Annotated in this window: 26 protein-coding genes and 1 pseudogene; 15 read left to right on the forward strand and 12 right to left on the reverse strand. The window is 64.6% G+C overall.

Annotated elements, in window-relative coordinates:
* Nucleotides 1-290: tyrosine-type recombinase/integrase (locus LK996_RS16355; protein ID WP_230528452.1), on the forward strand; the 290-nt coding region annotated here is incomplete at its 5' end.
* Nucleotides 291-360: 70 nt separating this feature from the next.
* Here LK996_RS16355 and LK996_RS16360 read toward each other — a convergent pair.
* Nucleotides 361-795: a hypothetical protein gene (locus tag LK996_RS16360; protein WP_230528453.1), complete on the reverse strand. Its 435-nt coding sequence runs from the start codon at nt 793-795 to the stop codon at nt 361-363.
* Nucleotides 796-1,198: 403 nt separating this feature from the next.
* Here LK996_RS16360 and LK996_RS16365 point away from each other — a divergent pair, with 403 nt between their 5' ends.
* Nucleotides 1,199-1,726 (forward strand): flavodoxin family protein, encoded by a 528-nt coding sequence (locus LK996_RS16365; protein ID WP_230528454.1) that lies wholly within the window; start codon nt 1,199-1,201, stop codon nt 1,724-1,726.
* A 35-nt stretch (nt 1,727-1,761) separates the two neighbouring features.
* On the opposite strand, the gene LK996_RS16370 is transcribed toward LK996_RS16365, so the two are convergent.
* Together LK996_RS16370 and LK996_RS16375 are read right to left on the reverse strand one after the other, a co-directional pair.
* Nucleotides 1,762-2,211 carry a CBS domain-containing protein gene (locus LK996_RS16370; protein ID WP_230528455.1) on the reverse strand — a complete coding sequence of 150 codons (450 nt, stop codon included), beginning with the start codon at nt 2,209-2,211 and terminating at the stop codon, nt 1,762-1,764.
* 36 nt (nt 2,212-2,247) lie between these two features.
* Nucleotides 2,248-2,673: a hypothetical protein gene (locus tag LK996_RS16375; RefSeq protein ID WP_425493813.1), complete on the reverse strand. Its 426-nt coding sequence runs from the start codon at nt 2,671-2,673 to the stop codon at nt 2,248-2,250.
* Between the two features lie 149 nt (nt 2,674-2,822).
* Between LK996_RS16375 and LK996_RS16380 the strand changes: the two genes are divergently transcribed.
* Together LK996_RS16380 and LK996_RS16385 are read left to right on the forward strand one after the other, a co-directional pair.
* Nucleotides 2,823-3,134: a DUF5676 family membrane protein gene (locus LK996_RS16380; protein ID WP_230528456.1), complete on the forward strand. Its 312-nt coding sequence runs from the start codon at nt 2,823-2,825 to the stop codon at nt 3,132-3,134.
* A gap of 142 nt (nt 3,135-3,276) precedes the next feature.
* Nucleotides 3,277-3,699 (forward strand): universal stress protein, encoded by a 423-nt coding sequence (locus LK996_RS16385; protein WP_230528457.1) that lies wholly within the window; start codon nt 3,277-3,279, stop codon nt 3,697-3,699.
* Nucleotides 3,700-3,726: 27 nt separating this feature from the next.
* On the opposite strand, the gene LK996_RS16390 is transcribed toward LK996_RS16385, so the two are convergent.
* Nucleotides 3,727-3,978: a DUF6868 family protein gene (locus LK996_RS16390; protein ID WP_230528458.1), complete on the reverse strand. Its 252-nt coding sequence runs from the start codon at nt 3,976-3,978 to the stop codon at nt 3,727-3,729.
* A gap of 131 nt (nt 3,979-4,109) precedes the next feature.
* On the opposite strand from LK996_RS16390, the gene LK996_RS16395 reads away from it, so the two are divergent.
* On the forward strand, nt 4,110-5,612 hold the full coding sequence (locus LK996_RS16395) for a thymidine phosphorylase family protein (protein WP_230528459.1): 1,503 nt from the start codon (nt 4,110-4,112) through the stop codon (nt 5,610-5,612).
* A 6-nt stretch (nt 5,613-5,618) separates the two neighbouring features.
* Here the strand turns inward: LK996_RS16395 and LK996_RS16400 are convergent, their stop codons facing one another.
* The 3 genes from LK996_RS16400 to LK996_RS16410 all read right to left on the reverse strand — a co-directional run bounded on the left by LK996_RS16400 (nt 5,619) and on the right by LK996_RS16410 (nt 7,499).
* The gene (locus LK996_RS16400) at nt 5,619-6,434 is read right to left on the reverse strand and encodes a universal stress protein (RefSeq protein WP_230528460.1); all 816 of its coding nucleotides are present in this window, start codon (nt 6,432-6,434) and stop codon (nt 5,619-5,621) included.
* A 9-nt stretch (nt 6,435-6,443) separates the two neighbouring features.
* Nucleotides 6,444-6,779, reverse strand: a complete 336-nt coding sequence (locus LK996_RS16405; RefSeq protein WP_230528476.1) for a low affinity iron permease family protein — start codon at nt 6,777-6,779, stop codon at nt 6,444-6,446.
* 69 nt (nt 6,780-6,848) lie between these two features.
* Entirely contained in the window at nt 6,849-7,499 is a 651-nt protein-coding gene (locus LK996_RS16410) for a BON domain-containing protein (protein WP_230528461.1), read from the reverse strand.
* A gap of 138 nt (nt 7,500-7,637) precedes the next feature.
* Between LK996_RS16410 and LK996_RS16415 the strand changes: the two genes are divergently transcribed.
* From LK996_RS16415 to LK996_RS16425, 3 genes are all read left to right on the forward strand, one after another.
* Nucleotides 7,638-8,084, forward strand: coding sequence for an Hsp20/alpha crystallin family protein (locus LK996_RS16415; protein WP_230528462.1), 447 nt, complete (start codon nt 7,638-7,640; stop codon nt 8,082-8,084).
* A gap of 61 nt (nt 8,085-8,145) precedes the next feature.
* A complete protein-coding gene (locus tag LK996_RS16710; protein WP_230528463.1) occupies nt 8,146-8,883 on the forward strand; it encodes a response regulator in 738 nt (245 codons plus the stop codon).
* Nucleotides 8,884-8,886: 3 nt separating this feature from the next.
* Nucleotides 8,887-10,857: a PAS domain S-box protein gene (locus LK996_RS16425; protein ID WP_230528464.1), complete on the forward strand. Its 1,971-nt coding sequence runs from the start codon at nt 8,887-8,889 to the stop codon at nt 10,855-10,857.
* 34 nt (nt 10,858-10,891) lie between these two features.
* On the opposite strand, the pseudogene LK996_RS16430 reads toward LK996_RS16425, so the two are convergent.
* A pseudogene (locus tag LK996_RS16430) lies at nt 10,892-11,437 on the reverse strand (Crp/Fnr family transcriptional regulator); the annotation flags it as partial.
* A gap of 267 nt (nt 11,438-11,704) precedes the next feature.
* On the opposite strand from LK996_RS16430, the gene scpC reads away from it, so the two are divergent.
* The 5 genes from scpC to LK996_RS16455 all read left to right on the forward strand — a co-directional run bounded on the left by scpC (nt 11,705) and on the right by LK996_RS16455 (nt 17,474).
* On the forward strand, nt 11,705-13,219 hold the full coding sequence (gene scpC / locus LK996_RS16435; protein ID WP_230528465.1) for a succinyl-CoA:acetate CoA-transferase ScpC: 1,515 nt from the start codon (nt 11,705-11,707) through the stop codon (nt 13,217-13,219).
* Entirely contained in the window at nt 13,216-13,593 is a 378-nt protein-coding gene (locus LK996_RS16440) for a hypothetical protein (protein WP_230528466.1), read from the forward strand. The genes scpC and LK996_RS16440 overlap by 4 nt, the downstream gene beginning before the upstream one ends.
* Nucleotides 13,590-16,019 carry a cation-translocating P-type ATPase gene (locus LK996_RS16445; protein WP_230528467.1) on the forward strand — a complete coding sequence of 810 codons (2,430 nt, stop codon included), beginning with the start codon at nt 13,590-13,592 and terminating at the stop codon, nt 16,017-16,019. Before LK996_RS16440 ends, LK996_RS16445 begins: the two co-directional genes overlap by 4 nt.
* 65 nt (nt 16,020-16,084) lie before the next feature.
* The gene (locus tag LK996_RS16450) at nt 16,085-16,858 is read left to right on the forward strand and encodes an SDR family NAD(P)-dependent oxidoreductase (RefSeq protein ID WP_230528468.1); all 774 of its coding nucleotides are present in this window, start codon (nt 16,085-16,087) and stop codon (nt 16,856-16,858) included.
* Between the two features lie 85 nt (nt 16,859-16,943).
* Nucleotides 16,944-17,474, forward strand: coding sequence for a GNAT family N-acetyltransferase (locus LK996_RS16455; protein WP_230528469.1), 531 nt, complete (start codon nt 16,944-16,946; stop codon nt 17,472-17,474).
* Between the two features lie 250 nt (nt 17,475-17,724).
* On the opposite strand, the gene LK996_RS16460 is transcribed toward LK996_RS16455, so the two are convergent.
* Complete coding sequence (locus LK996_RS16460) at nt 17,725-18,564, reverse strand: universal stress protein (RefSeq protein WP_230528470.1); 840 nt, start codon at nt 18,562-18,564, stop codon at nt 17,725-17,727.
* On the opposite strand from LK996_RS16460, the gene LK996_RS16465 reads away from it, so the two are divergent.
* Both LK996_RS16465 and LK996_RS16470 read left to right on the forward strand, forming a co-directional pair.
* Complete coding sequence (locus tag LK996_RS16465) at nt 18,539-20,062, forward strand: MBL fold metallo-hydrolase RNA specificity domain-containing protein (RefSeq protein WP_425493814.1); 1,524 nt, start codon at nt 18,539-18,541, stop codon at nt 20,060-20,062. The genes LK996_RS16460 and LK996_RS16465 overlap by 26 nt on opposite strands.
* 28 nt (nt 20,063-20,090) lie before the next feature.
* The gene (locus tag LK996_RS16470; RefSeq protein ID WP_230528471.1) at nt 20,091-20,618 is read left to right on the forward strand and encodes a cytochrome b; all 528 of its coding nucleotides are present in this window, start codon (nt 20,091-20,093) and stop codon (nt 20,616-20,618) included.
* A gap of 177 nt (nt 20,619-20,795) precedes the next feature.
* Here the strand turns inward: LK996_RS16470 and LK996_RS16475 are convergent, their stop codons facing one another.
* The 3 genes from LK996_RS16475 to LK996_RS16485 form a co-directional block, all read right to left on the reverse strand.
* Complete coding sequence (locus LK996_RS16475; protein WP_230528472.1) at nt 20,796-21,485, reverse strand: VIT1/CCC1 transporter family protein; 690 nt, start codon at nt 21,483-21,485, stop codon at nt 20,796-20,798.
* A gap of 11 nt (nt 21,486-21,496) precedes the next feature.
* Complete coding sequence (locus tag LK996_RS16480; protein ID WP_230528473.1) at nt 21,497-22,039, reverse strand: DUF4136 domain-containing protein; 543 nt, start codon at nt 22,037-22,039, stop codon at nt 21,497-21,499.
* A gap of 117 nt (nt 22,040-22,156) precedes the next feature.
* A complete protein-coding gene (locus LK996_RS16485) occupies nt 22,157-23,515 on the reverse strand; it encodes an ABC1 kinase family protein (RefSeq protein WP_255657273.1) in 1,359 nt (452 codons plus the stop codon).
* Between the last annotated feature and the right edge of the window lie 446 nt (nt 23,516-23,961).

A 23,961-nucleotide genomic window follows, 5' to 3' on the forward strand; every position in this document is an offset into this window, starting at 1 on the left:
TTCCGCCGGATGCGTACTTGTTTCCCAGTCGGCAACGCGCCGACGCGCACCTTTCGACGCGGCAGTACGCACGCATCGTGAAAGGGTGGGTGCGAAGCGCCGGGCTGGGGGAGCCAAGCTACGGCACCCATTCGATGCGGCGCACGACGGCGTCCCTGATCTATCAACGCACCAAGAACTTGCGCGCCGTTCAACTATTGCTTGGCCATTCCAAGATCGAAAGCACTGTCCGCTGCTTGGGCGTTGAAGTGGATGACGCCCTGAGCATGGCCGAACACACTGAGGTTTGATCGAGCAGTGCGCGAATGACCGCCATCGGCCACAAGCGGACATTCGTAACCTGCAAGCTTGCAACACCGCTCAGTTGCTGCGGTAGATCCACCGACCAGCAAAAAAAGAGGAAGCACGCCGAGAGCAATGTAAGCGCAGATGCGAGCGCGGTTCGCCGACGGCGTAGAGATACAGCCCCATAATGACGAGTCCTAGCGCGGCGAGCCCGAGCAGGGCCATTTTGGGGTTCGGCTTTCGTTGCTTCCAATCGCCTGCCTCAAGCAGGGGGTGGTAGAGCTTCGTCATGAAGAAGCCCCCACCACGACGCCGATGCCGCCAAGAGATTCGCTTGGTTGCATCAGGGATGCCGAGCTCGGGGCCAAACGCGACGACGAAGCCCAGGGCCGCGGTGCCCCAGTAGATCCATCGGATCGCTGTCACTCCGATCATCGAAAGCCATCCTCCTGCGGTTCGGATGATCGTCTCACGTATGGCGGCGAGTGCTGAGTGCCATAGATCGAACATCGGCTTTGGATCGTTCGGGCACCCGTGACCGATTCCCGCTATCGGCCAGAAGCGGACATTAGCGTCAGCTCCGAAGTCGCGCGGCGTGTTTGCGACCCGCCGCCAGAAACGGGCTTTTGTGACTTTCGGCGCTATTTGCTTGATAGCCGCCTCGGAGTAGCTACGGTGGTGGTCCTGATGAGCGCTCAGGCGAACGTGTGGGCCGACGCTGTCCTAGCAACTGTTGGGGTTTCCGCGGCTGCGGTGGGTGCCTTTTTCTTGCAGTCCATCGGCGAAAGCAGCGCCGTAACCGTATCTAACACCGCCTGTCTCCCCCCTTAAGTCGAGCGATGCGCCGATTGACCTAGATCAACGCACGGCGACCGCCCTCAGGATTCAATGGAATCCTCGACGGAATGAAGTCATGGCCAGCATATTGATCGCCTACTACTCGATGACTGGGCGAACCCGTCCCATTGCGAAAGAGATCTGCCGGGCCATGGCCGCCGATATCGAGGAGATTCGCGAGCCGCGCAGACGCGAATCGCTTGCCGGCATCTGGAGGTCACTAATTGACGCAGTGACCCGACGCACCACCCCTATTCTGATCCCGGTCAATGATCCGGCCAATTACGACATCGTCGTTGTTGGCGGACCCATCTGGGCAGGCAGGATGGCATCGCCAGTCCGCGCCTATGCCAAGCGGCACCTCAAACAAGCGCCACAGGTCGCCTTCTTCTGTACGGCTGGCGGCCGCAAGGCGGATGCGGCGTTCGCGGATCTGCAGCACCTGTGTGAGACCGCGCCGCGCGCAACCTGGCTGGTAGACGTCAACCACCTCGAGCCGGAAGCACATCGCGCCGAGCTGGCGCATTTCGTTGCGCAAATCAGGCGTGCATTGCAGGCGGATCGAGCCAAGATCTCAAGCGAGGCGGTCGATCGGCTCGCATAACGTCCAAAGCACGCGATGCGTGCGGCCCATCGTCATCACTGGCGCCCTTCCGACTCACGAGCTCGACTGCGTGAACCTGCCTGCCACAGCTCGCGCACGCACATGCCAAGCGCCTCATTGATGTCGCCCGCACTGATGATACCGACGAGCTGACCCCGGACGCCCACGACGGGAAGGCGCCGCACGCCCCGGACGCGCATCGTGTCGATCGCGTCGAACAACTTGTCGTTCTCGCCGCAGGTGGCGGGAGATCGAGCCATCACGTCGGCCACCGTCACCGACTCCGGATCGATGCCCATCGCGGTCACCTCGATAGCGATGTCGCGATCGGTGATGATGCCGCGCGGAATGCGCTCGGCGTCGCGACAATCGATCGCTACCAGGCAGCCCACATGATGGCGTCGCATGTCGAGCGCAGCGACACGGATCGACGCGGTCGTGCCGATGCAGGCCACGTCGCGCGAACAGATTTCAGCGATTCGCATGTTTCTCTCCTGCCCGGGCACGATGAACCGAGTCGCTTATTTGGCTGACTTCGAGATCGTGAACTTTCCGAATGCGATGCCGATGTCCCATCCCTTGCCGCCACCGGCCAGCGAGAGCTGCACGTCCCCCTTCGTCATCACTTGCGCGGAGCCCGACTTCTTGGCCCCCACATGCGCTTCGGCGGCGGCGTAGGAACCCAGGACTTCCTCGATGTCTCCCACGCCGGTGAAATACCCCCTTCCACCTTTGATCTCCTGCTTCCCGACGCTGAGCCCGCCGCCCTTTGCGGAAATGGCGACCTGCATCTTCTGGCCGTTGTCGCAGGTGACCGTGCCTGTGCCCGACGCCGTCTTGTACAACGCCGACCATCCCGAGAGGTCGAACCGCAGGTTGCAGTCCACCTTGCCGCCGCTGTGCACGGGCGCCGCGGACATCGCAGCGGTAGCGACGATTAGCATCATCGGAAGTATGCGTTTCATGGCAACAACCTCTGGGGAGACGCTCCCGAGCGTGGACTTCCTGATGGCCCGCGCGTTGATCCAGATCAATACATCGCGAGCCTGCTCATTCGAGAGTGAGCCATCAGCGCTGACTTCGGGAGCGACAGCACATGACCATCGCGACTGGATCCTCTGAAAACACATCCGTTCGCTCCTACGACGGCCGCCTTGCGATCGGCGTTGTCGGGATCACCGTAAGCTCGTTCTTCGTCGTCACGTATGTCGTTTGCATCGTCGGTTACATCCTGCTGCCATCGATCCCGATCACCCATTCTGCGCTGACGCTCTTCCTTCCTGGGTTCACTCATCTTGACTGGGACACGATCTGGATGGGGCTCGCGGGGAGCATTCTTTGGGGCTGGTACATCGCGTTGGTCTTCTGCCCTCTCTACAACTTCTACTCGAGGCAGGGCCGCAAGTGATGACGGTGCTCACGCACGTCATGGAGATGCAGGGACCGGTGGCTGCAAACAGGCCAACATCCAATTCGATTTGGATTTGATCCATGTCAACTCCTCGCGGGTATGCCGGAGCAAGCTGCACTCGTCCCCAGTGGAGTTACCCATGAAGATGCTGCTTGCAGTCGATGGCAGCCCGATCAGTTCGAGGGCTGCGAAGTTCGTGACAAAGCTAGCCAAAGAAATGGCAGGGCCGCTGGAAGTCATCCTGTTCAACGCCGATCCACCGCTCATGCAGGCCGTGGCAATCAAGATTGGCTTACAGGCCGCCGCCAAGTACCACGCTGAGAACGGTGCCAGCGCGATCAAGTCTGCGCGTGCGACGCTGAAGCGGGCGCACGTTGCGTTCGTCGAGAAATTGGTCGTCGGCGAACCTGCTTCCGCCATCGCCAAAATGGCCAAGGCCGAACGTTGCGACGTCATCGTGATGGGATCCCACGGACATACTGCGCTGCAAACCCTGTTCGTCGGTTCCGTAACCGCGAAGGTGATCGCACAGAGCGACGTGCCGGTGGTGGTCGCGCGCTGAATGCACGGGCCCCCGGATGCCTCGAAGTCACCGCATGGCAAGCAGCACCAGCGCGGGAATCAGCAAGAAGAACCACACGGCCAGCTTGTAGAAGCCCAGAAATGCGTACATGTATCCGTCGATCTGCGCGTCCGTCAGCGCAAACCAGCGCTGATGCATGCGTCGCATCCATCCGCGCAGCCAGACGAACGCCATAAACACGACAAGCAGGATCGTGTAGTTCGCCAGCGCGCACCAGAGCAGAAATGGCACGAGATTCGCGGATTCGGCGACATGCATATGCGGCTCCTCCCGATGATGGATCGTTCAACAGCCTCCTCCGACGCTGGCGGGATCACATTGACCTAGGTCAATGTCCGCCCCGGGCGCCCGATGCACGGTGACCCCACCTTCCGCCGAGGCCCGCAGGCATGCAGTCCGATTCGTCGACGCTCCGTCTCGTGCGTGCGGGCATCGACACCTACCAGCAACCCGTGGTGTACATGCACCGCGACTGCCCGGTATGCCGCTCCGAAGGCTTCACCGCCTTGTCGCGCGTTGCGATCCGTTCCGCGGGCAAGGAGCTGGTCGCCACGTTGAACGTGGTCATCGATGATCATCTGGACGTAGACGTCGCAGCGTTGTCCGAAATGGCGTGGCATGCCCTCGCACCAAGCGAGGGCGCGGTGGCCGAGATCCGCCACGCCGAGCCGCCGGCATCGACCTCTGCCTTGCGCGCCAAGGTATTTGGCCAGCGGTTGTCGGCCGACGCGATGCGTGCGCTCGTTCAGGACACAGTCGATGCCAGGCTTTCGGACATCGAACTTGCCGCGTTCGTGACCGCGTGCGCCGGCGATCGACTCGACCACGTCGAAACCATCGCCCTCACGCGCGCAATGGTCGATGCCGGGCAACGAATCGCATGGTTCGGTGAGGCTATCGTCGACAAACACAGCGTCGGCGGCCTTCCTGGAAATCGCACCACTCCACTGGTTGTAGCGATCGCCGCTGCGGCTGGCCTGTGCATTCCGAAGACCTCGTCGCGCGCGATTACGTCTCCGGCAGGAACCGCGGACACCATGGAGGTCATGGCGCCGGTGGACCTTGACCTTCGCGCCATGCAACGCGTTGTCGATCGAGAGGGGGGATGCGTCGTGTGGGGTGGCAGCGTACGGCTCAGTCCCGCCGACGATATCCTGATTCGCGTCGAGCGGCCCCTGGATCTCGACAGCGAAGGCCAGCTCGTCGCGAGCGTGCTATCCAAGAAAATCGCGGCGGGCGCGACGCACGTGTTGATCGACTTGCCCGTTGGCCCGACTGCGAAGGTCCGATCCAACACGAATGCCTACGCGATCGAGCAGCGGTTCCGTGCCACCGCCTCCGCATTCGGCCTGCATCTACGGATAGCGCGTACGGATGGCACACAGCCGGTCGGCCGCGGCATCGGGCCGTCGCTCGAGGCGCGCGATGTCCTGCAGGTTTTGCGCGGCGATGCAGTCGCGCCCGGGGACCTGCGCGACCGAAGCCTGCTCCTCGCGGGCGCGCTCCTGGACCTGGCGCCACCGCCAGGATGCGCGTCGGGGATTGTACATGCGCGCGCACTGCTCGATAGCGGCGCGGCGTATCGCAAGTTCGTCGCGATCTGCGAAGCACAGGGCGGTTTCACGGAGCCCTGCATCTCGCAGCTGGTCCACTCGGTTCGCGTGCAGCGGTCCGGCATCGTGCGCGCAATCGACAATCGCCGCCTGGCGAGGGTCGCGAAGCTCGCGGGCGCCCCGCGGGCGCGCCGTGCAGGGGTATTCCTGCGCCTGCGCGTAGGCGATCACGTGACGGCGGGCGACGTCCTGTTCGACTTGCATGCGGAGAGTCGGGGTGAAATGGACTACGCGCGGTCGTTCGTCGACGCTCATCCCGACATCTTCGATATCGCTTGAGCGACGTCAGTGCTGCATCAGCAGCGGGATGGGACTGTGCGCGAGCATGTGGCGCGAAACGCCCCCAAGCACCCATTCGCGCGTGCGGGAATGCCCGAATGCCCCCATGACCAGCAGGTCGGCATTTGCCGCCATCGCCCCGCTCAACAAGGCACCACCGGTCGTACTCGATTGCGTCGTAAACATGGCGCGTTCGATGGGAAGGCGGTGCCGCGAGGCGAAACGATCGAGATCGAAAGGCGGCAGGCCTGCCGGCGCAACGGGTGGCGCGTCATCGTGCAGGAAGATCACGCGCGTCGAGCGGGTCAACACCGGGAGCGCGGCGTGTAGCGCGCGCATGGCCGAGGCCGACCCATCCCATGCGACGGCGATGCGTTCCATTCTTGGATCCTGCAGGCGGGACTCGGGCACGACCATCACCGGGCGCTGCGCACCCACGATCGCGTCGGCGAGTTGGGTTTCCCCGCCCCACGGCACGTCGGGGCCGGAGCCGAGCACCAACAGGTCATGCCACGACCCGACATGACGCAAGGCTCGCGCCGGCATGGATTCGCACGCCAGCCAATCGCTGTCCGCTACGCCGTGCGATGACGTCCAGTTGCGGAACGGAGTGGAAAGTGCCCGCGCGTGTTGCAGGTTTCGCTGGACGTCCTCCTCCAGCCTCACCATCGGTGGTGTCTCGCCGATGAAGACCGCAGGCAGCGGCTCTTCACACCAGAGTCCGGTCAGGTTCGCGCGCAGTTGTGCAGCCAAGCGCGCAGCGAAGACGGTCGCGTGGCTCCAAGGCGAGTAACTCGTTACGTGGACGAGGATATCCTGCATATCACGCGCTCACTTGATCTGCTCCAGCTGGCGCGCTTGTCGTGCAAGCGTTTCATAACGCGCCCGGTAAGAGTCGAGGGTCCGTTCGTCCAGCTCTTCGAGGTCCAGCAACGAATTCGTTGCGGCCTCATTGACGCGGATCAGCTCGTCCAGCTTGATCTGGATGGCTTCCGTGTCCCGGTTCTGCGTGTTCTGAATCAGGAAGACCATCAGGAACGTCACGATGGTGGTTCCCGTATTGATGACCAGTTGCCAGGAATCGCTAAAACCGAAGATCGGGCCGGTCAGCAGCCACGCCGCCACGGTGCCGCTGGCGACGGCGAAGGCGAGCGGCCTTCCGGCGATCCGCGACGCCTACTTCGCCAAGCTGTTGAATACGAAGTGCCTCATGGGTCGCGGCCCTCATGGCCGATTTCATGGACCGATCGCGATGCGATCCACGACGGCGGTGACGCCAGGGACCGACCATGCGGCGCGTTCCGCCGCCATGCGCTCTGCGTAGCTCTGGACGTGGCCATCGAGCATGACGGTGTGGCCATCTGGAAGATCGACGATGATCTTCCGCGCCTCGGTTTCGGCATTGCGTCGCAGCGCCTGTTCTATGCGCAGCTTGACCTCGCGCGTGCGCGGCGTCGGCTTGAGCGTGATGTTGTTGGTCACGCCCCGGATGCCATCAAGGTGGCGAACGACCTTCGCGGCGGTGTCGCGCTGGAACTGCCATTGAACCTCCCCTTCGAGCGTCACCCACGCGTGATGGATCGTTACGCGAATGTCGTCCGGGACCATTGAGTTCCACTTCATGAGGGAAAGTGCGCGCTTTGCGAGCTCCTCGTCGCTCATCGGCGCACCTGTGTAGCGAACCGTGATGTCCTCGACCACCGCCCTGACATTCTTCACTCGCCATGCCGCGCGTTCCGCCGCCAGCTTCTGCGGGTACGTCGGAACATGTCCCGTCAGCGTCACGACATTGTCTTCCGCACTCACGCCGATGTTGGCTGCATCAAGGCTCGGCTCGAACTCGAGTTCGTCCAGCACTGCTTTGCGCAGGCGCGAATCGGTGTCCATCGACGTGCTCCCAGAAAGGCCCCGCGGGCGACGCGGTCCATTGAACGGCGACGTGCACGCGATGATGTTGACTTAGGTCAACACAACGCGACGCGCGCGGGACACACACTGTCGCAACTCCCCAGCGAGGATGCTCCGATGACCCTGCCCACCCGTTGGAATCCGCTTCGGCAACTCGCCGGATTCGAGCCGTTCCCGGAAATCGACAGCCTCATGCGCGCCATGGCGCGAAGTTCGACTGGCGCCCGCCAGTTCGAAGATGCGATGGAACTTCGCCTCGACGTCAACGAGGACGACGACGCCTACGTCGTCAGCGTCGACATGCCCGGCGTGCGCAAGGAAGACATCGATGTTTCGGTCGACGGCAAGCAAGTGTCCATCCGTGCCGAGGTCAATCGCGAATTACACCAGGGCAAGGGCAAGGAGATCCATCGGGAGCGATTCGCGGGCGAGGCATTCCGGACTTTCTCGCTTCCACTGGACATCGATGGCGCGAACGCTAAGGCCGCCTACGACGGCGGCGTTCTGAGCCTGACGCTCCCGAAGATGGCCAAGGGGTCGGCACGGCAGTTGCCCATCAATTGAGGCGGCTGTGGGGTAGACTCCCGGGCAACCGGCCGAGGGTCCGGTCGCTCCGGGGGTCGCCGTGCAGGATCCTGCCGCAACGCCTTCGCCCCACGTGCTCGTCATCGAAGACGACCGCGATGTCGCCGCGCTCGTGGACCGTTACCTCACGACCCAGGGCCTGCTCGTCACCTTGGCAGGCAATGGCAGCGAAGCTTTGATGGCCGTGGCGCAATCGCGCGTGGACGTTGCCTTGCTCGACCTTGGCTTGCCTGGTGAGGATGGGCTCAGCATCCTCCGGAAGTTGCAGACGCAATGGGGCGGTCCCGTGATCATCGTCAGCGGGCGTGGCGATGCGGTCGACCGCATCGTCGGTCTTGAACTGGGCGCGGACGACTATGTCACCAAGCCCTTCGATTTCCGCGAACTACTTGCGCGAGTTCGCTCCGTCCTGCGGCGTGCCGACAGGACGACCAGCAAAGTGCTTGTCGGCGCGGGCAACGCCCTTCGCATCGACAAGATGCGCCTCGAGCGCGACACGCGCCGCTTGGTGCGCGCGGACGGCGTGGACATCCCGCTGTCCTCCGGTGAATTCGACCTATTGTCTGCTCTCGCGGAAAAGCCCGGACATGTGTTCTCGCGCGACGTGCTGATGCAGGCGCTCCACGGGCACGACGCCGGGCCGTACGATCGCTCGATCGATGTCCAGATCGGCAGGTTGCGCCGCAAGATCGAAGCCGACCCCGAGAATCCGCGCATCATCAAGTCGGTCCGGGGAGTCGGCTACGTACTGACGGCCCCCGTCGCCCCCGCGAGCTGACCGATGGACACGGGTCTCTTCGAGGCGCTCCCCGACGCCCTCCTCATCGTCGACGCGGAGGGGCGCATCCTGCGGGCCAACGCCAACGCGCACCGCCTGTTCGGACATTCCGAGGGCAGTCTGGTGGGACTCGCCGTGGAAGCACTCATGCCCGAGACCGCCCGAGGACGCCATCGCGAACATCGCATGGCTTACGCGGCCGCGCCCCGCGTGCGCCCCATGGGCGCCGGCGGCATGGCGCTCGTGGGGCAACGCAGGAATGGCGAACAGTTTCCCGTCGAGATCGCACTGGCGCCGTTGGCAGCAGCGGGCGAGTTCGAACAGTTCCTTGCGTCAGTGCGCGACATCTCCGAAACCTTGCGCGCGCGGCAGGCACTGGAACGCGCTCGCTACGATCGCGTGATCGCCGATCTCGGGCAGGAGGCGTTGGAAGCGCGCTCACCAGACGCCTTCCTCGAACGCCTGCCACACGTGCTTTCCGAGTCCTTCGACGAAGGCGTGCACGTCGCCTTGTGGCTACGTGGCGCCAACGAGGGTCCGCGCTGGGTAAGCAGTTCCAGCGGCGCCGGGCACGAAATCGACGCAGGTTTACCTTCGCGCTTCGTTACGCACGAGTTTCGCGTATTCAACCTGGACAATGGCGATCGTCATACGATCGGCCTGGTGAGCGCGGTCGCGGGATGTCGCGCCTGCGCACTCGCACCCCTCCTGGATCGGAACAACCTGACGGGCGCGCTGATCGCATGGTCGGTTGAGCCTTCCCGCTTTGACCACGACGCACAACACCTCCTGCAATCTTCCGCGACCTTGGTGTCCGCCGTGCTGCAGCGAAGCCGAACCGAAGCGCAACTCGCGCACGCGCAGCGGCTGGATTCGCTAGGTCAGTTGACCGGCGGAATCGCACACGACTTCAACAATCTGCTAACCGTGATGTCGGGGTCACTGCAATTACTGGCTGCCGAACACGACGGCACGCCCGGATCGAACGCCCTCATCGAAAGCGCGCTGCGCGCCGCGCGAAGGGGCGCGGACCTCACGGACAAGCTGTTGTCCTTCGGGCGGCGCAAACAGTTGCGGCCGGCAGCGATAGATGCGGCGCGTTTGCTGGAAGACATCCGCGTGCTCCTGCAGCGCACGTTGTCAGACAACGTGCAGTTGGATGTGATCGTGCCGATGGGGCTGCCTCCCACTTTCGCCGATGCCGGGCAACTGGATTCTGCACTGGTCAACCTGGCGTTGAACGCGCGCGACGCGATGCCCGACGGTGGGTCGATCACGCTGAGTGTCAAGGAACACTGGGTACCGCCCGGCGGAACGCTTGCCGGGCTAGCGCCCGCCCATTACATCGCATATTCGGTCGCGGACACCGGCACCGGCATGCCGCCCGATATCGTCGCGCGTGCCATCGAGCCCTTCTTCACTACCAAGGGCGGACGCGGCAGCGGCCTCGGACTCAGCATGGTGTACGGATTCGTGCAACAGAGCGGCGGCGGCATGACGATCGACAGCACCGCCGGCGTCGGCACGCGCGTCAGCCTGTATCTACCCGTCGCGCGCGAGGTGCTCGCACATCGGCCATCTTCAGGCGTGCCCGTGGCATCGGCACACGCCGCGAGAGCGCTGATCGTGGAAGACGACGCGGAAGTACGCGCGATAGCGTCCGCTTTCGTTCGCTCGCTTGGTTACGACATTGTCGCCGTGCCGGACTACGATGCGGCAGTCGCGCAACTTGCACGCGACCGTGGCGCTTTCGACGTGGTCTTCAGCGATCTCATGCTGGGCGGCGGCCCGGATGGTGCGGCCCTCGCGGCGCTCGTGCGCGAGCGCTGGCCCGCAATCGGCGTGGTGGTCACATCGGGGCATGCGCATGGGCTGGAGGGGGAGCAGCCATACGAAATCCTGCCGAAGCCCTACGATCGCGAACAACTGGCTGCGGCGCTCTCGCGGTGTCGTCGATCTTCGACAGCAACATGATCTCGCGACGGTCCACGTCGACCACGCCCATTGCCTGCAACTTCGTGAGCGTCCGCGCCACGGTTTCGATCTTCAGGCCGAGGAAGTTGCCCATTTCCGCGCGCGTCATTCGCAGCCGGAAGCGGTTCGCGCTGCAACCCAGCGACGCGTGGCGACGGCCGAGCGCCTCGAGGAACTCGACCACTCGACGCTCTGCGCACAGCGAGCAGATCGCCAGCGCCCAGGCGTTGTGATCGCGCAATTGACGTGCGCACAGATTGGCAAGCGTCGCCGCTACGGCATTGTCTTCGAGCACTGATCGCGGAAAGTGCCAGACTTCGCTTGCATCCAAGGCGGTGCAGTCTGAGACATGACATTCACTGCCCAGCGACTCCAGGCCGAGCCAATCGCCGCGCATCGGGAATCCACAGATCCGCTCGCGGCCGTCCTCGCTCCCGCTGAAGGTCTTCAGGAAACCAGCATGTACATAGTAGAGACCTGGATGCGGTTGGCCGGCATGGAAGACCCATCCGCGCGCGGGAACACGGATGCGCGTGAAGGGCAGCGAGGCGAGTGTCGCCGGCAATTCGGAGGAGGTCATCGCGGCTGCTCCGTGGGAGACGCCCGCGATCCTCCGCTCGTCACGCAACTCGGCGATGACGTGCGTGCATCGATTTGTAACGTTTCGTAACGCGCGCCTCGGGACTCACGGCGAAGAGCACGATGACGTACGCGATCATGATGACGAAATAGACATGCATGGCGGCTGTGGCGGACCGTGTGTGCATTTGACGCTACACCCGCCAGCACTGCTTCGCCTTGACCGAAATCAACATGCGGCCCCGGCGGATCGTCGAGCCTGTCGTTCATGGACGATCGCATCCAGCATGCCGGCATGCGCCAACGATTGATGCCTGCCGACCAGGCGGCCGCCGTCATTCGCCACGGCGACACCGTGTGCATGAGCGGCTTTACTGGCGCGGGTTACCCGAAATGCGTGCCACAGGCACTGGCGGCGCGCATCCAACAGGCGCACGCACGGGGCGATCCGTTTCGCGTTCGCCTGCTGACCGGGGCATCGACGGCGCCCGAGCTCGATGGCGCGTTGGCGAAAGTGGAAGGCATGGAGCTGCGTCTGCCTTACCAGTCGGATCCCACCGTTCGGGACCGCATCAACGCGGGACAGATCGATTACCTCGACATCCACCTCAGCCACGTTGCGCAGCACACGTGGTTCGGTTTCTTCGGCGACATCGATGTCGCCGTCGTCGAAATCGCTGCCATCCTCCCGGATGGCCGCCTTCTGCCGACCTCCTCGATCGGCAACAACAGGACGTGGCTCGAACGCGCAGGCAAGGTCATCCTCGAGGTCAATCGCTGGCAGCCGCTGGCGCTCGATGGCATGCACGATGTCTATTACGGCACCGCGCTGCCCCCGGACCGCAAGCCGATCCCGCTGGTCCGCGTCGAAGACCGTATCGGTGAGCGCTATCTGCTGGTCGATCCGGACAAGGTGGTCGCCGTCGTGGAAACCGACGCGCACGATCGCAATTCGCCGTTCTCGCCACCCGATGACTGTTCGCAGCGCATCGCCGGCCACCTGCTTGAATTCATCGAACACGAAGTCGCGCGACGCCGCCTCACGCCACGCCTGCTCCCACTGCAGTCGGGCGTGGGGAACATCGCCAACGCCGTGCTCGCAGGCATCGCCGCAAGCGGCTACCAGAACTTGGAAGCGTGGACGGAGGTCATCCAGGACAACATGCTGCGGCTGCTGCGAGATGGCGTGCTGCGCTTTGCGTCGGCAACTGCGTTGTCGCTCAGCGGTACGGGGACCGCGGAGTTCTTCGAGCACATCGACTTCTATCGCCGTTGCATCGTCCTGCGGCCGCAGGAGATCTCGAACCATCCCGAACTGATCCGCCGTCTGGGCTGCATCGCGATGAACGGGATGCTCGAGACCGACATCTACGGCAACGTCAATTCGACCCATGTCGCAGGCAGCCGCATCATGAACGGCATCGGCGGCAGCGGCGACTTCGCCCGCAACGCCTTCCTCTCGATCTTCATGGCCCCGAGCACCGCGAAACAGGGCGGCGTGTCCACGATCGTTCCGATGGCCAGTCACGTGGACCACACCGAACACGACACGATGATCGTCGTGACCGAGCAAGGGCTCGCCGACCTGCGCGGGTTATCGCCCCGGCAGCGCGCGCGCGACATCATTGCCAAGTGTGCGCACCCATCGTACCGCAGCATGCTCGAGGATTACTTCGATCGCGCTTGCCGCAACAGCTTCGGCAAGCACACGCCCCACCTGTTGCGGGAAGCGTTGTCTTGGCACGCACGCTTCGTGGAAACCGGCAGCATGCGAATCGCATGACCAAGGCACTCCTCTCGTTGCTCGCATTGTCCGTTGCTGCGGTCAGCGTCGGGATCAATCACCCTGCGCCGAACCGCGCCATGACGCGGTTCGCGCAGCCGTGGATGCGCAGGAGCAGCGACGCGAACCTGCCGGAGGTCGGCTCACGTCGCTCGCGCTTGGTCGTTTCCTACTGCGGGCAATGTCATGCGCCCCCGCCCCCGACGATCCATTCGGAAGATGAATGGCGCGGGTTGATCGTGCGCATGGACATGCGCGCCTGGACTTTGCAGCAACCGTCCGTCCGCGTGGCCAGCAACGACGAGCTGATCGAGATCGCCAGGTATTACATCGCGTTCTCGAAGTCCGACGCGAACACCGGCCAACCGCGGTGAGCCGGATCGGTCCAGCCCGCGCTGAGATCGGACTGGCTGGCGATGAGGCAATGCGCAGACTGGCCCGCGACGGCCCCAACGCGTTGCCCGATTCGGAACAGCGCTCGCCACTGCGCATCGCATTGCACGCGATGCGCGAGCCCATGCTGCTTCTCCTTGTCGCGGCAGGCGCCATCTACCTGGCGTTGGGCGAGCCGCGTGATGCCATCCTGTTGTTGCTGTCGATCCTGGCCGTGGTGGCGCTGACCATCCTCCAGGAGTATCGGGCGGAACATGCGTTGCGCGCACTGCGGGAGCAAGCGTCGCCATCCGCGCGCGTGCTGCGCGACGGCGCGCCTGTGTTGATCGCATCCCGCGAAGTCGTCGTCGGCGACGTGCTGTTGGTGGAAGCAGGCGATCGCTTGCCGGCCGACGCGTCGGTGATCGAGGCTGTCGACTTGCTGGTCGACGAGTCGTTGCTCACCGGGGAATCAATGCCGATCCGGAAATCCATCCGCGCCGGCGATGACATGCGCCTGTGGGCAGGCACGATGGTCGTGCGCGGCAGCGGGCGTGGCGAGGTGACGGCCACCGGCACGCGCACCGAATTCGGGAGGATCGGCGTCGCATTGCGCGATGTCCGTGCACCTCCGACGCCATTGCAGCTACAGATGCGCCGGCTGGCGCGTCTGTTCGCGTTGTTGTCGATGTTTTCGTGCGTACTGATGGCCGCCGCGTTATTCGCCCAAGGCACCGATGCATTAGATGCCCTGTTGAGCGGAATCACGCTCGCGATCGCGACGATCCCCGAAGAGTTTCCCGTCGTGGTCACTGTGTATCTCGCCCTTGGCGCGTGGCGCATGTCGCGTCGCGCGGTCCTGGTGCGCCGCCCCGCCGCCATCGAAGCGCTCGGCTCGGTGACCGTGCTGTGCACCGACAAGACGGGGACGCTGACCGAGAACCGGATGCGTGTGGACAATGTCAGCGACGAGCAGGCTGATGCCGCGCTGCCGTTGCTTGCCGCCGCCGCCCTCGCGGCCCCGCTCCATTCCCTGGATCCGATGGATCTCGCGTTACGTGCGGCGGCGCAGACGCAATGTGATGCGTGGACGCCGGTTCGCGAATATCCGTTCACCCCGGCACGGCGCAGTGTCGGCATGGCGTGGCGCGGCGACGGGCAGACGTTCGTAGTCGTCAAGGGCGCGCCGGAAGCGGTGGCCGCGGCCTGCCGGCTTCCCACGCACAAAGTCGCCGTGATCGAAGCAAGCGTGGCGCGGATGGCCCGACGCGGCCTGCGCGTGCTCGGCGTCGCCGCCGCGCGCGTCGAAACGCCTCCGGAATCACCGGAGGCATCGCCTCTCCGATGGGGCGGATTGATCGCCTTCGTCGATCCGCTGCGCGATGGCGTACCCGCCGCAGTCGCACAGGCCCGCGCAGCAGGCATCCGTGTAGTGATGCTGACGGGAGACCACGCGGCCACCGCGCAAACCATCGCCGAACAAGCCGGCCTCGAATGCACAGCGAGGGTGTCGCCCGGCGAGGTCTTCGCTGATGCCGATCCCGCAGCGGCGCCCGCGGCCCTGCGCGACACGGATGTGTTCGCACGCGTCAAACCCGAGCACAAGTTGAGGCTGGTGACGCTGCTCCAGCAGCAGGGCGAAGTCGTCGCGATGACCGGCGATGGCGTCAACGATGCACCGGCCCTGGCGGCGGCGCACGTGGGCGTGGCCATGGGCAAGCGCGGAACGGACGTGGCACGCGAATCCGCATCGATCGTGCTGGTCGACGATGACTTCACGTCCCTCGTGCACGCCGTCGCCGAAGGCCGGCGCATCTACGACAACCTGCACGCGGCCGTGCGTTACATCATGGCGGTGCACGTGCCCATCACCTGCCTGGCGCTGTTGCCTGCCTTCCTCGGCGTGCCGCCCGTGTTGTATCCGCTCCACGTGGTCCTGCTGCAGCTCATCATCGATCCGGTGTGTTCGATCGTGTTCGAAGCCGAGCCGGCGCATCCGGATCTCATGCGCCGGCCGCCCCGCCCCGCCTCGCAACCCATCCTGGGCCCGCGCGATTTCGCGACGACTGCGCTGCAGGGATTGGCGATGTTCCTGCCCCTGCTGTTGACCGACTTCTTCGCGCGTCGCGCCGGCCTGCCTGACCAGCAGGTGCCCGCGCTCGACTTCACCGCGCTGGTCGCAGGCAACGTCGCGCTGATGCTCACCTACCGCGCCGGCCGCTCGCTGTTGCATGCGGCGCTCGCGCCCTCTCGCCAATTCAGGATCGCCGTCGTCGCGGCGCTGGCGGTGCTCATCGTGGTCACGCGCGTGCCTCCTGCCGCGCAATGGCTGTCCTTCGCGCCGCCGCCTTGGCCGTGGTGGTTCGTCGCGTTGGCGATTCCATTCGTGGTCGCGATGGTGATTCGGCCCTGGTGCATGCGCGATTGACTTCGATCAACAACGCGTCCACGCACTGCGCTTCAATCGCAGTATCGCCCCGAAGGAGCCCGGCCATGAACCGCGTCAAGGGAAAGACCTGCATCGTGACCGGGGCCGCACTGGGCATCGGCGCGGCGACCGCGCGCCGGCTGGCGGAAGAAGGCGCGCGCGTGGCGCTGTTCGATCTTCGCGACGACGACGGTCGCCGACTCGCCGACAGCTTGCATGCCGCTGGCGCCGACGCGCGCTACTGGCGCGTGGACGTCACCAGCGAGAACAGCGTGAAAAGCGCGATGGACGGCGTGGCGGACACGTGGGGCGGCATCGACGTGCTCGTGAACAACGCCGGCATCGCCGGTGCCAACAAGCCGACCCACGAAATCACCGAAGCGGAGTGGGATGCCGTGCAGGCGGTCAACGTCAAGGGCGTGTTTTTCTGCACCAAGCATGTCATCCGCCATATGCGTCGCGCTGGCAGCGGAAGCATCGTCAACCTGTCGTCGATCTACGGCCTGGTGGGTGCACCCGATGTGCCGCCGTACCACGCATCGAAGGGTGCGGTCACGCTGATGACCCGCACCGACGCGCTGTTGTATGCGACGGATCGCATCCGCGTGAACTCGGTCCACCCGGGTTACATCTGGACGCCAATGGTCGAGCACCACCTGCGCGACTCGGGCGCCACCGACCTTGCCGCCGCGCGTCAGGAAGTCGGCGCACTGCATCCGCTCGGCCACATGGGCGAACCAGACGACATCGCGTGGGGCATCGTGTACCTGGCGTCGGACGAGTCGAAGTTCATGACGGGCGCCGAGCTCGTCATCGATGGTGGCTACACGGCCCGCTGATCGATCCAGCGTTTCCATTGACCTACATCAAATCACTGGCTTCGTTGCCGATCGACCATGGACCCACCCGACGCGGAGAACCCCCATGGAGCAGCTCACGGATGTCCCCCGCTGGTCGGAGGTCTTGCGCGACCGCACGCACGTAGTGATTCGCCCGCTGGTTCCCACCGATCGGGACGCCGAACGTGCGTTCATCGAGCAATTGTCGGCCGAAACCTGTCGCTATCGGTTTCTCGGGTTCGTGCGGCATCCCAGCGAGCGACTGCTCGACAGCCTCACTCGTCTCGACCCGGAACGCGAAGTCGCCTTCTGCGCGGTGGTGGCAGAAGACGCCCACGACAAGATCATCGGTGTCAGCCGCTTCTCCGCCGACAAGGATCACCAGCGCTGCGAATGCGCCGTCGTCGTCGACGATGAGTGGCAGAACAAGGGTCTCGGCACGTTGTTGATGCGCCGGCTGATCGAAGTCGCGCGCGCAAGGGGAATTCGCGTCATGCGCTCGATCGACCTCGCGGAGAACATCCGCATGGCCGACCTCGCCGGCGACTTGGGCTTCTCCCGCCACCCCGATCCGGACGACGCGTCCCAGGTCATCCACGAGTTGAAACTGGACTGACATCCCACCGACGACGGACCCAAACCGACGTCGCAATCAGTGCACCTGCCAACCGCGGTGTACGCGTTCTCGCACCTGCTCCCATTCCACGCCAGTGATCAAGGCGATCTGCATCCATGCCCGTCGTGCGCACGGTTCGACATCGCGCCAAGGCTCGTGATCGAACACTTCCCGGAGCACGCGGATGAAGAGCGCCAGGTCGCGCGACTGATCTTCTGGCAAAGATGGCGCCCCGCACACGGCCGGTCGCTCAGTGCGAGAACAATACGGGCTTATCCATGCCCTCAAGAAGCTCCCGCGTCGCACCGCCGAGCACCCATTCGCGCATGCGCGTGTGCCCGTAGCCGCCGGCGACGATCAAGTCGACGTCGTTTTCTGCAGCGTGCAGGAGGACGGTGGTCGCCACGCTCATCGATCCCGCGGGACGACGACTCACGTTGACACGCAGGCCATGCTCGGCGAGATGTGCCCCGATGTCCGCGCCTGGTTCATCTCCGTGCCAGAGATCACCGATTTCGGGATCCACAATCAGCACTTCGACGTCCGTCGGCTCGAACAGTGCGATTGCGTCGTGGATCGCACGCGCGGATTCGCGCGTCGGCTTCCATGCCAGCATTATCTTCTGGAACCGACTCTCTCGCGCCGCGGGCTTGTCCACCGGCACCGTCAGCAGCGGCCGGCCGGAGCCGAAAAGAAAGGCGTCGAAGAACGCATGCGTGATCGCGGCATCGTCGCCCGTGGGTCGCGCAAGCACGGCGAGATCCGCGTAACGGGCCTGCATGGTCAGCGCTTCGGCGGGATCGAAAATGCGCGTTCGGTCCACGCGGACGTCCACCGACGCTTCGGATTTCGCCAGATGCGCGCGCAGCCGTTCGGCATGACGCATCGCTTCCTGCTCAACGCCTTCCAGCACCTCGACGAGCACAGCGCCCGGCGCGAAGCCCCAAGGCGCGGCCATCACCGCAGGCACGGCGGCAGGAATCGACACGATCAGCTTTGCCGAGTACGCGATCGCGAGCTTCTCCGCGAACGCAACCACCGCATCGTCCGTCGTCGCACGCGTGATGGGAACAAGCAGATCCCGGATCATGGCTCGCGCCTCCGCAGGGGGTGCGCACAGCATGCGCGGCCAAAAACAACGGATGTTGATCAAGGTCAATGGAGCGGGACGCCATCGCTGGTCCCATGGGCGCGTGTTCCCGGAGATCCGCATGGCCGATGCCACCCTCCAATTTCTTGGCGCCGCCGGAACCGTCACGGGTTCGCGTTACCTCTTGGAAGCCAACGGCCGTCGGATCCTCGTGGATTGCGGCTTGTTCCAGGGCTACAAGCATTTGCGCGACCGTAACCGCGCGCGGTTTCCCGTGCCGCCCGCCAGCATTGACGGCGTAGTCCTGACGCATGCACACCTCGACCATTCGGGGTATCTGCCCGCGCTCGTGCGCAATGGCTTCCGCGGGCGCATCCATTGCACCCAGGCCACGCGCGACCTTTGCGGCCTGCTGCTGCCCGACAGTGCGCACCTGCTGGAAGAGGAAGCGAAGTACGCCAAGGCGAAAGGCTTCTCGCGACACGCCGATCCGGCCCCGCTCTACACCACCGCGGATGCCAACGCCGCGCTCCGGCACTTCCAGCCGCATGGCTTCGACCAGGACATCGGCCTGGGCGAGGGCATTGCCGCGCGTTTCATTCCCGCGGGCCACCTGCTGGGTGCGGCGCAAGTCCACGTGGGCGTCTCCGGCACGTCGATCCATTTCACCGGCGACCTAGGGCGACCGAACGACGTCCTCATGCGCCCGCCACACCCTTACGAAGGGTCGGACATCCTCGTCACCGAATCCACGTACGGCAACCGGCAGCACCCACGGATCGATCAGGATGCAGAACTTGGTGCCGCGATCCGCCGCGTCGCGGGGCGTGGCGGCGTGATGGTCGTGCCCGCATTCGCGATTGGGCGCGCGCAGGGCGTACTGCTACAGATTGCGCGCCTGCGGGCGCGCGGCGAAATCCCGTCCGTCCCGGTCTACCTCAACAGTCCGATGGCGATCGATGCCACCGACATCTACTTGCGCCATCGCGACCTGCACTCCGCATCGGAAGCGGAGTGCCGCGCGATGCAAGGCCTGGCGACTATGGTGCATACGGCGGAGGAATCGAAGGCGCTCAACCGCGGACATGGCCCGATGATCATCCTGTCCGCCAGCGGCATGCTCACCGGCGGCCGCGTCTTGCATCACCTGGAAGCATTCGGCGGAGATCCGCGCAACGCGATCGTGCTGTCGGGGTTCCAAGCCGGCGGCACGCGAGGCGCCGCCCTGCTCGCGGGCGCGAGCACAGTGCGCCTGTTCGGTCGCGAGATTCGCATCGACGCGGAAATCGTCGCGCTTCAGTCGTTTTCCGGGCACGCCGACGGCGATGAACTGATGCGCTGGATGTCCGGCGCGCCCAGGCCGCCCCGCATGACATTCGTGACGCACGGCGAACCCGATGCCGCCGACGCCCTGCGCGCGAGGATCAAGCGCGAACTGGGTTGGCGCGTGCGCGCGCCGGAGCAGCTGGACCGGGTATCCCTCGCCGCACCCGATTGAACTATGACCGACAACGGCAGGAATGCCCATGAGCACACCATCAAAGCGATATCCACTCCTCGTTCGCTGCGTGCATTGGTCGAGCGTCGCACTGGTGCTCGCCGCGTATCTGACGGGCGACGCAGCCGAACACATCGGTCCGTCGAATACCGGCGCGAACGTGCACGTGCTCGCTGGCCTCCTCCTGCTGGTCCTGTTCCCGCTGCACGTGCTCGGGCTACGCATGCGACGCGCCGCGGGGCTTGCGATGACGCCCGCCTCGCGCGCCGAACGCCTTGCCGCACTTACGATCCACCTCGCACTCCTGACGTTCCTGGTCGTCCAACCCACGCTCGGCATCCTGTCGTTGTGGGCCGACGGCGATCCGCTTCCTATTCCCTTCACCGCATGGGTGCTGTCGCCGCCCATCGGCATGCAGACCGGCGCTGGCGACGTACTCCACGAATTACACGAAGTGATCGGCAACGTCTTCTACGGCGTGATCGGCCTGCACATCATTGCCGCCCTCTGGCATCAATTGGTCAGGCGTGACGGGTTGCTGCGAAGGATGGTGTAGCGATGAAGCCCCGGACGCGATCGATACTGGGTGCACTGTGGCTGTTGCTGGTGCTGGCCGTTGTCGTGGCCGATTACCTGAGCGCCCGCGCACATACCCCGCGGCAAGAACCCGCTGCGACGGAAGTGCGGTGGAAGCCCATCTGAGCACTCGCCGCGATTCACGATCGCGGCTGCGCTACAGCGTGACGTGTCCGAACAGGCGGCCGATCAGCGCGGTGAACGCCATCGCCAAAGCACCCCATGTCGCGACGCGCGCCGCACCCCTTGTTACCTGCGAACCGCCAGCAAACGCCGCAAGGCCGCCGAGCACGAGCAGCGCGACCATCGTCGCGGCGACGATGGGGATGGACGATCGGCCCGGCGACAGCAATGTGGCCACCACGGGGATGATCGCGCCTGCTGCGAACGACGCGGCGGACGCCATCGCGGCCTGGAAGGGCCGCGCCCGGAGCATTTCCGTAATGCCCAGTTCGTCGCGTACGTGCGCGCCAAGGGCGTCGTGCGCCATCAACTGGTCTGCCACACGTCGCGCCAAGTCAAGGTCTAGGCCACGCGCGCGATAGATCGCGGCCAGCTCCGCGTGTTCGGTTTCCGGCTGAGTCGCGAGCTCCCGCGTTTCCCTGGCGATGTCCGCGCGCTCGACATCTACCTGCGATTGCACGGAGACGTATTCCCCGGCAGCCATCGACATCGCGCCGGCCGCCAGACCGGCGATGCCCACCGTCAACACGGAAGAAGTCGACGACCCGGTCGCGGCAACGCCGACCATCAGGCTCGCCGTCGAGATCACCCCATCGTTGGCGCCCAGCACTGCTGCCCGCAACCAGCCTATCCGCTGGGAGCGATGCCATTCGCGGTGCGTCATGTGCAGACGCCTCAGTCAGTCCGTCGGGGCGGGAAGTTTACGAACATCCTTGGGATCGTCGCATCAATCGCCGCGTTGATCTTCTCGGGCGTTTCCGGGACGGAGCCTTCGGCCGTTGCACGCCAGATGGCGCGTTGCGTGCGTGTGTCGAACATGTCGATCACGAGCGTGCCGATCGTGTAGGTCGTCACGCGGGTTGATGCGTAACCTCCCCGCGGGCCCTGCACGCCGTACCAACTCCATCCGCCCCAGGCAGGGTCGCTGTAGAACGTGTCGATCGTCTGCTCCTCGTGAGTGGCGACATGCACGGCGAGGACCGTACCGGCCTCGTCTTCGGCCACCTTCCGCCATCCCTTACCCTGCAGTTGCGCATCGATGGCCGCCACCAACCGCTGGCGGACGAGCGGCGAATGCGTTTGCGGCTCCTCCCGCCATGCGTAGCTGGACAATGAGTCGAAATTGACCTCTGGGTCATGGTCTTCATGGACCACGGGCGTGGAGGCGCAACCGGCCAAGAGCAGGCACGATGCGATGGTTGCAAGCACGCGTGTCATCAGACACCTCCGCGTTGGGGCAGCAGGTAGTAGCGCGCGGTCGCGTTCAAAGGCGGCATCGGACTTGGGACGAGCCTATCGACATGCGTCATGCATTCGTTGACTTTGATCAAATGGTCAGCGTCCTCCGCCGCTGCGGAGGATCCACCAGAGCAACCAAGTTCCGGCGAGCGAAGCGCCCAGGAATCCGAGCAAGCCGAACAGGGGAAGACCCAGCAAAGTCGGCCCACCCTCGACTGTCATTGCAATGGACGAGCCGATGATGAGGGCCGCGATTACCATGCTCCCCGCCAACCGGTTGGCGGCGTGGCTGATCTGCGTGCTGAACCCGCGCATCTCGTCAATTTCCACGTGCAGGTTCGCCCGACCGTTGCGAATCGCACGAAGAAGTTGGAGCAGATCGCGCGGGGCTGAGGCCATCAGGCGCAACGCATCATCCGCCACGTGGGCCGCACGCCGGGTCAACTGGCCAGGCGCGTACTGCGCGGCAAGCGCGCGACGCAGGAACGGCCTGGCCTGTCGCGCCATGTCAAATCCGGGATCCAGGCTGCGCCCCAGTCCTTCCAAGGTGATGCAGGTCTTGATCAGCACCGCGAGGTCGGGCGGCAACGACAAGCGATGCACGCGCAGCAGCACCGTGACATCCAGCAACATCGCCGCGAGGTTGAGCTGACCCAGCGGAACGTCGTGGTAGCGGTCGACGAATGCATCGATATCGTCGCCCAAGCCCCCGTTATCAGGCTCCAAACCGCTTGCCCAATCCAGCAGTACCTCCTTCACACGTTTGGTGTCGCGTTCCACCAGGCCGAAGAGCAGTCGCACGACTTCCGCCCGACGCGTGTCCGTCAAGCGTCCGACCATGCCGAAGTCGATCAATGCGATTCGGCCGTCGGCCATCACGAACACATTGCCCGCGTGCGGATCCGCGTGGAAGAACCCGTCGCGCAAGAGCATCCGCAACACAAGTTGCGCCCCGGAGCGTGCAATACGCGGACGATCGATTCCCGCGGCATCCAGGGCAGCGAGGTCGCCTGCCGGGATGCCGTCGACGAAATCCTGCACGTTCATGCGCTCGCTCGTGTAGGCCCAGTGCACTTCCGGAACGTAGAGTCGAGGGTCATCGAGGAAGTTGGCGGAGATGCGCTCGGCATGGCGACACTCGGCTGCCAGGTCGAGTTCACGTGTCACCGAGGCCTTGAACTGCCGCACCACGCTCGCTGGGTGGAAGCGCCGGAGTTGCGGGAACCGCAATTCCATGTGCCTTGCGGCGAACTGCAGAAGGCGGAGATCGCTTTCGATCAGTGGCCCGATTCCTGGGCGCCGCACCTTGACGACCACCTCGCGTCCGTCGGCGAGGCACGCGCGATGGACCTGGGCAATCGAAGCCGCAGCCAGCGGAACCGGATCCAAGGACAGGAAGACGGACTCCCGTCGGGGGGCCGCTAGAGTCGTACCTGACGTACTTGGCGCACACAAAGAATGCGCACTTCGCAGAGGAGCGTGAAACGCGCCTCAGTCTTACACAGTACGTTCCTGCTGGCGAAGGCTGCCAACCCGTCCACTACTTCAATCGCAATGGTCTCGTCGTTCCATACATCAAGAGTCCTATTGATCGATTCGATGTCTTGGATTGCATCGAATGGGTAGTGGTTGGCCCCGGGCCCCGCCTCGAATCGCGATTCAAGGCCGTAACTCAGCTCGTTCGCCAGACAGGCCGCGAAATCGACGTGCGGGCATCCCGAATCCCTTTCACACGTCACTAGCCAGGACCGTTGTCCCCGACGTGCATCTTGTCGTTGGATGGCTGTTAGGAATGTCCGCTTTCGGCCAGAAGGGGACGTTTGAGCGCGCGCCTTATGAGCGGCCGCGGGACCTTTCGCGATGAGCTGAAGCGGACAAGCGAACCCGCGCGTCTTTTACGC

Origin of the sequence: Noviluteimonas lactosilytica (assembly GCF_020866925.1) — a bacterium.
Classification (GTDB): Bacteria; Pseudomonadota; Gammaproteobacteria; order Xanthomonadales; family Xanthomonadaceae; genus Noviluteimonas; species Noviluteimonas lactosilytica.

Excerpts from the sequence above, each read along its gene's own strand:
- LK996_RS16470 (WP_230528471.1), top strand. The coding sequence starts at position 20,091 with ATGAGCACACCATCAAAGCGATATCCACTCCTCGTTCGCTGCGTGCAT.
- LK996_RS16410 (WP_230528461.1), bottom strand. The coding sequence starts at position 7,499 with ATGGACACCGATTCGCGCCTGCGCAAAGCAGTGCTGGACGAACTCGAG.
- LK996_RS16365 (WP_230528454.1), top strand. The coding sequence starts at position 1,199 with ATGGCCAGCATATTGATCGCCTACTACTCGATGACTGGGCGAACCCGT.
- LK996_RS16360 (WP_230528453.1), bottom strand. The coding sequence starts at position 795 with ATGTTCGATCTATGGCACTCAGCACTCGCCGCCATACGTGAGACGATC.
- LK996_RS16385 (WP_230528457.1), top strand. The coding sequence starts at position 3,277 with ATGAAGATGCTGCTTGCAGTCGATGGCAGCCCGATCAGTTCGAGGGCT.
- LK996_RS16400 (WP_230528460.1), bottom strand. The coding sequence starts at position 6,434 with ATGCAGGATATCCTCGTCCACGTAACGAGTTACTCGCCTTGGAGCCAC.
- LK996_RS16465 (WP_425493814.1), top strand. The coding sequence starts at position 18,539 with ATGGGAACAAGCAGATCCCGGATCATGGCTCGCGCCTCCGCAGGGGGT.
- scpC (WP_230528465.1), top strand. The coding sequence starts at position 11,705 with ATGGACGATCGCATCCAGCATGCCGGCATGCGCCAACGATTGATGCCT.
- LK996_RS16450 (WP_230528468.1), top strand. The coding sequence starts at position 16,085 with ATGAACCGCGTCAAGGGAAAGACCTGCATCGTGACCGGGGCCGCACTG.
- LK996_RS16440 (WP_230528466.1), top strand. The coding sequence starts at position 13,216 with ATGACCAAGGCACTCCTCTCGTTGCTCGCATTGTCCGTTGCTGCGGTC.
- LK996_RS16455 (WP_230528469.1), top strand. The coding sequence starts at position 16,944 with ATGGAGCAGCTCACGGATGTCCCCCGCTGGTCGGAGGTCTTGCGCGAC.
- LK996_RS16390 (WP_230528458.1), bottom strand. The coding sequence starts at position 3,978 with ATGCATGTCGCCGAATCCGCGAATCTCGTGCCATTTCTGCTCTGGTGC.
- LK996_RS16425 (WP_230528464.1), top strand. The coding sequence starts at position 8,887 with ATGGACACGGGTCTCTTCGAGGCGCTCCCCGACGCCCTCCTCATCGTC.
- LK996_RS16460 (WP_230528470.1), bottom strand. The coding sequence starts at position 18,564 with ATGATCCGGGATCTGCTTGTTCCCATCACGCGTGCGACGACGGACGAT.
- LK996_RS16475 (WP_230528472.1), bottom strand. The coding sequence starts at position 21,485 with ATGACGCACCGCGAATGGCATCGCTCCCAGCGGATAGGCTGGTTGCGG.
- LK996_RS16480 (WP_230528473.1), bottom strand. The coding sequence starts at position 22,039 with ATGACACGCGTGCTTGCAACCATCGCATCGTGCCTGCTCTTGGCCGGT.
- LK996_RS16380 (WP_230528456.1), top strand. The coding sequence starts at position 2,823 with ATGACCATCGCGACTGGATCCTCTGAAAACACATCCGTTCGCTCCTAC.
- LK996_RS16395 (WP_230528459.1), top strand. The coding sequence starts at position 4,110 with ATGCAGTCCGATTCGTCGACGCTCCGTCTCGTGCGTGCGGGCATCGAC.
- LK996_RS16415 (WP_230528462.1), top strand. The coding sequence starts at position 7,638 with ATGACCCTGCCCACCCGTTGGAATCCGCTTCGGCAACTCGCCGGATTC.
- LK996_RS16375 (WP_425493813.1), bottom strand. The coding sequence starts at position 2,673 with ATGATGCTAATCGTCGCTACCGCTGCGATGTCCGCGGCGCCCGTGCAC.
- LK996_RS16370 (WP_230528455.1), bottom strand. The coding sequence starts at position 2,211 with ATGCGAATCGCTGAAATCTGTTCGCGCGACGTGGCCTGCATCGGCACG.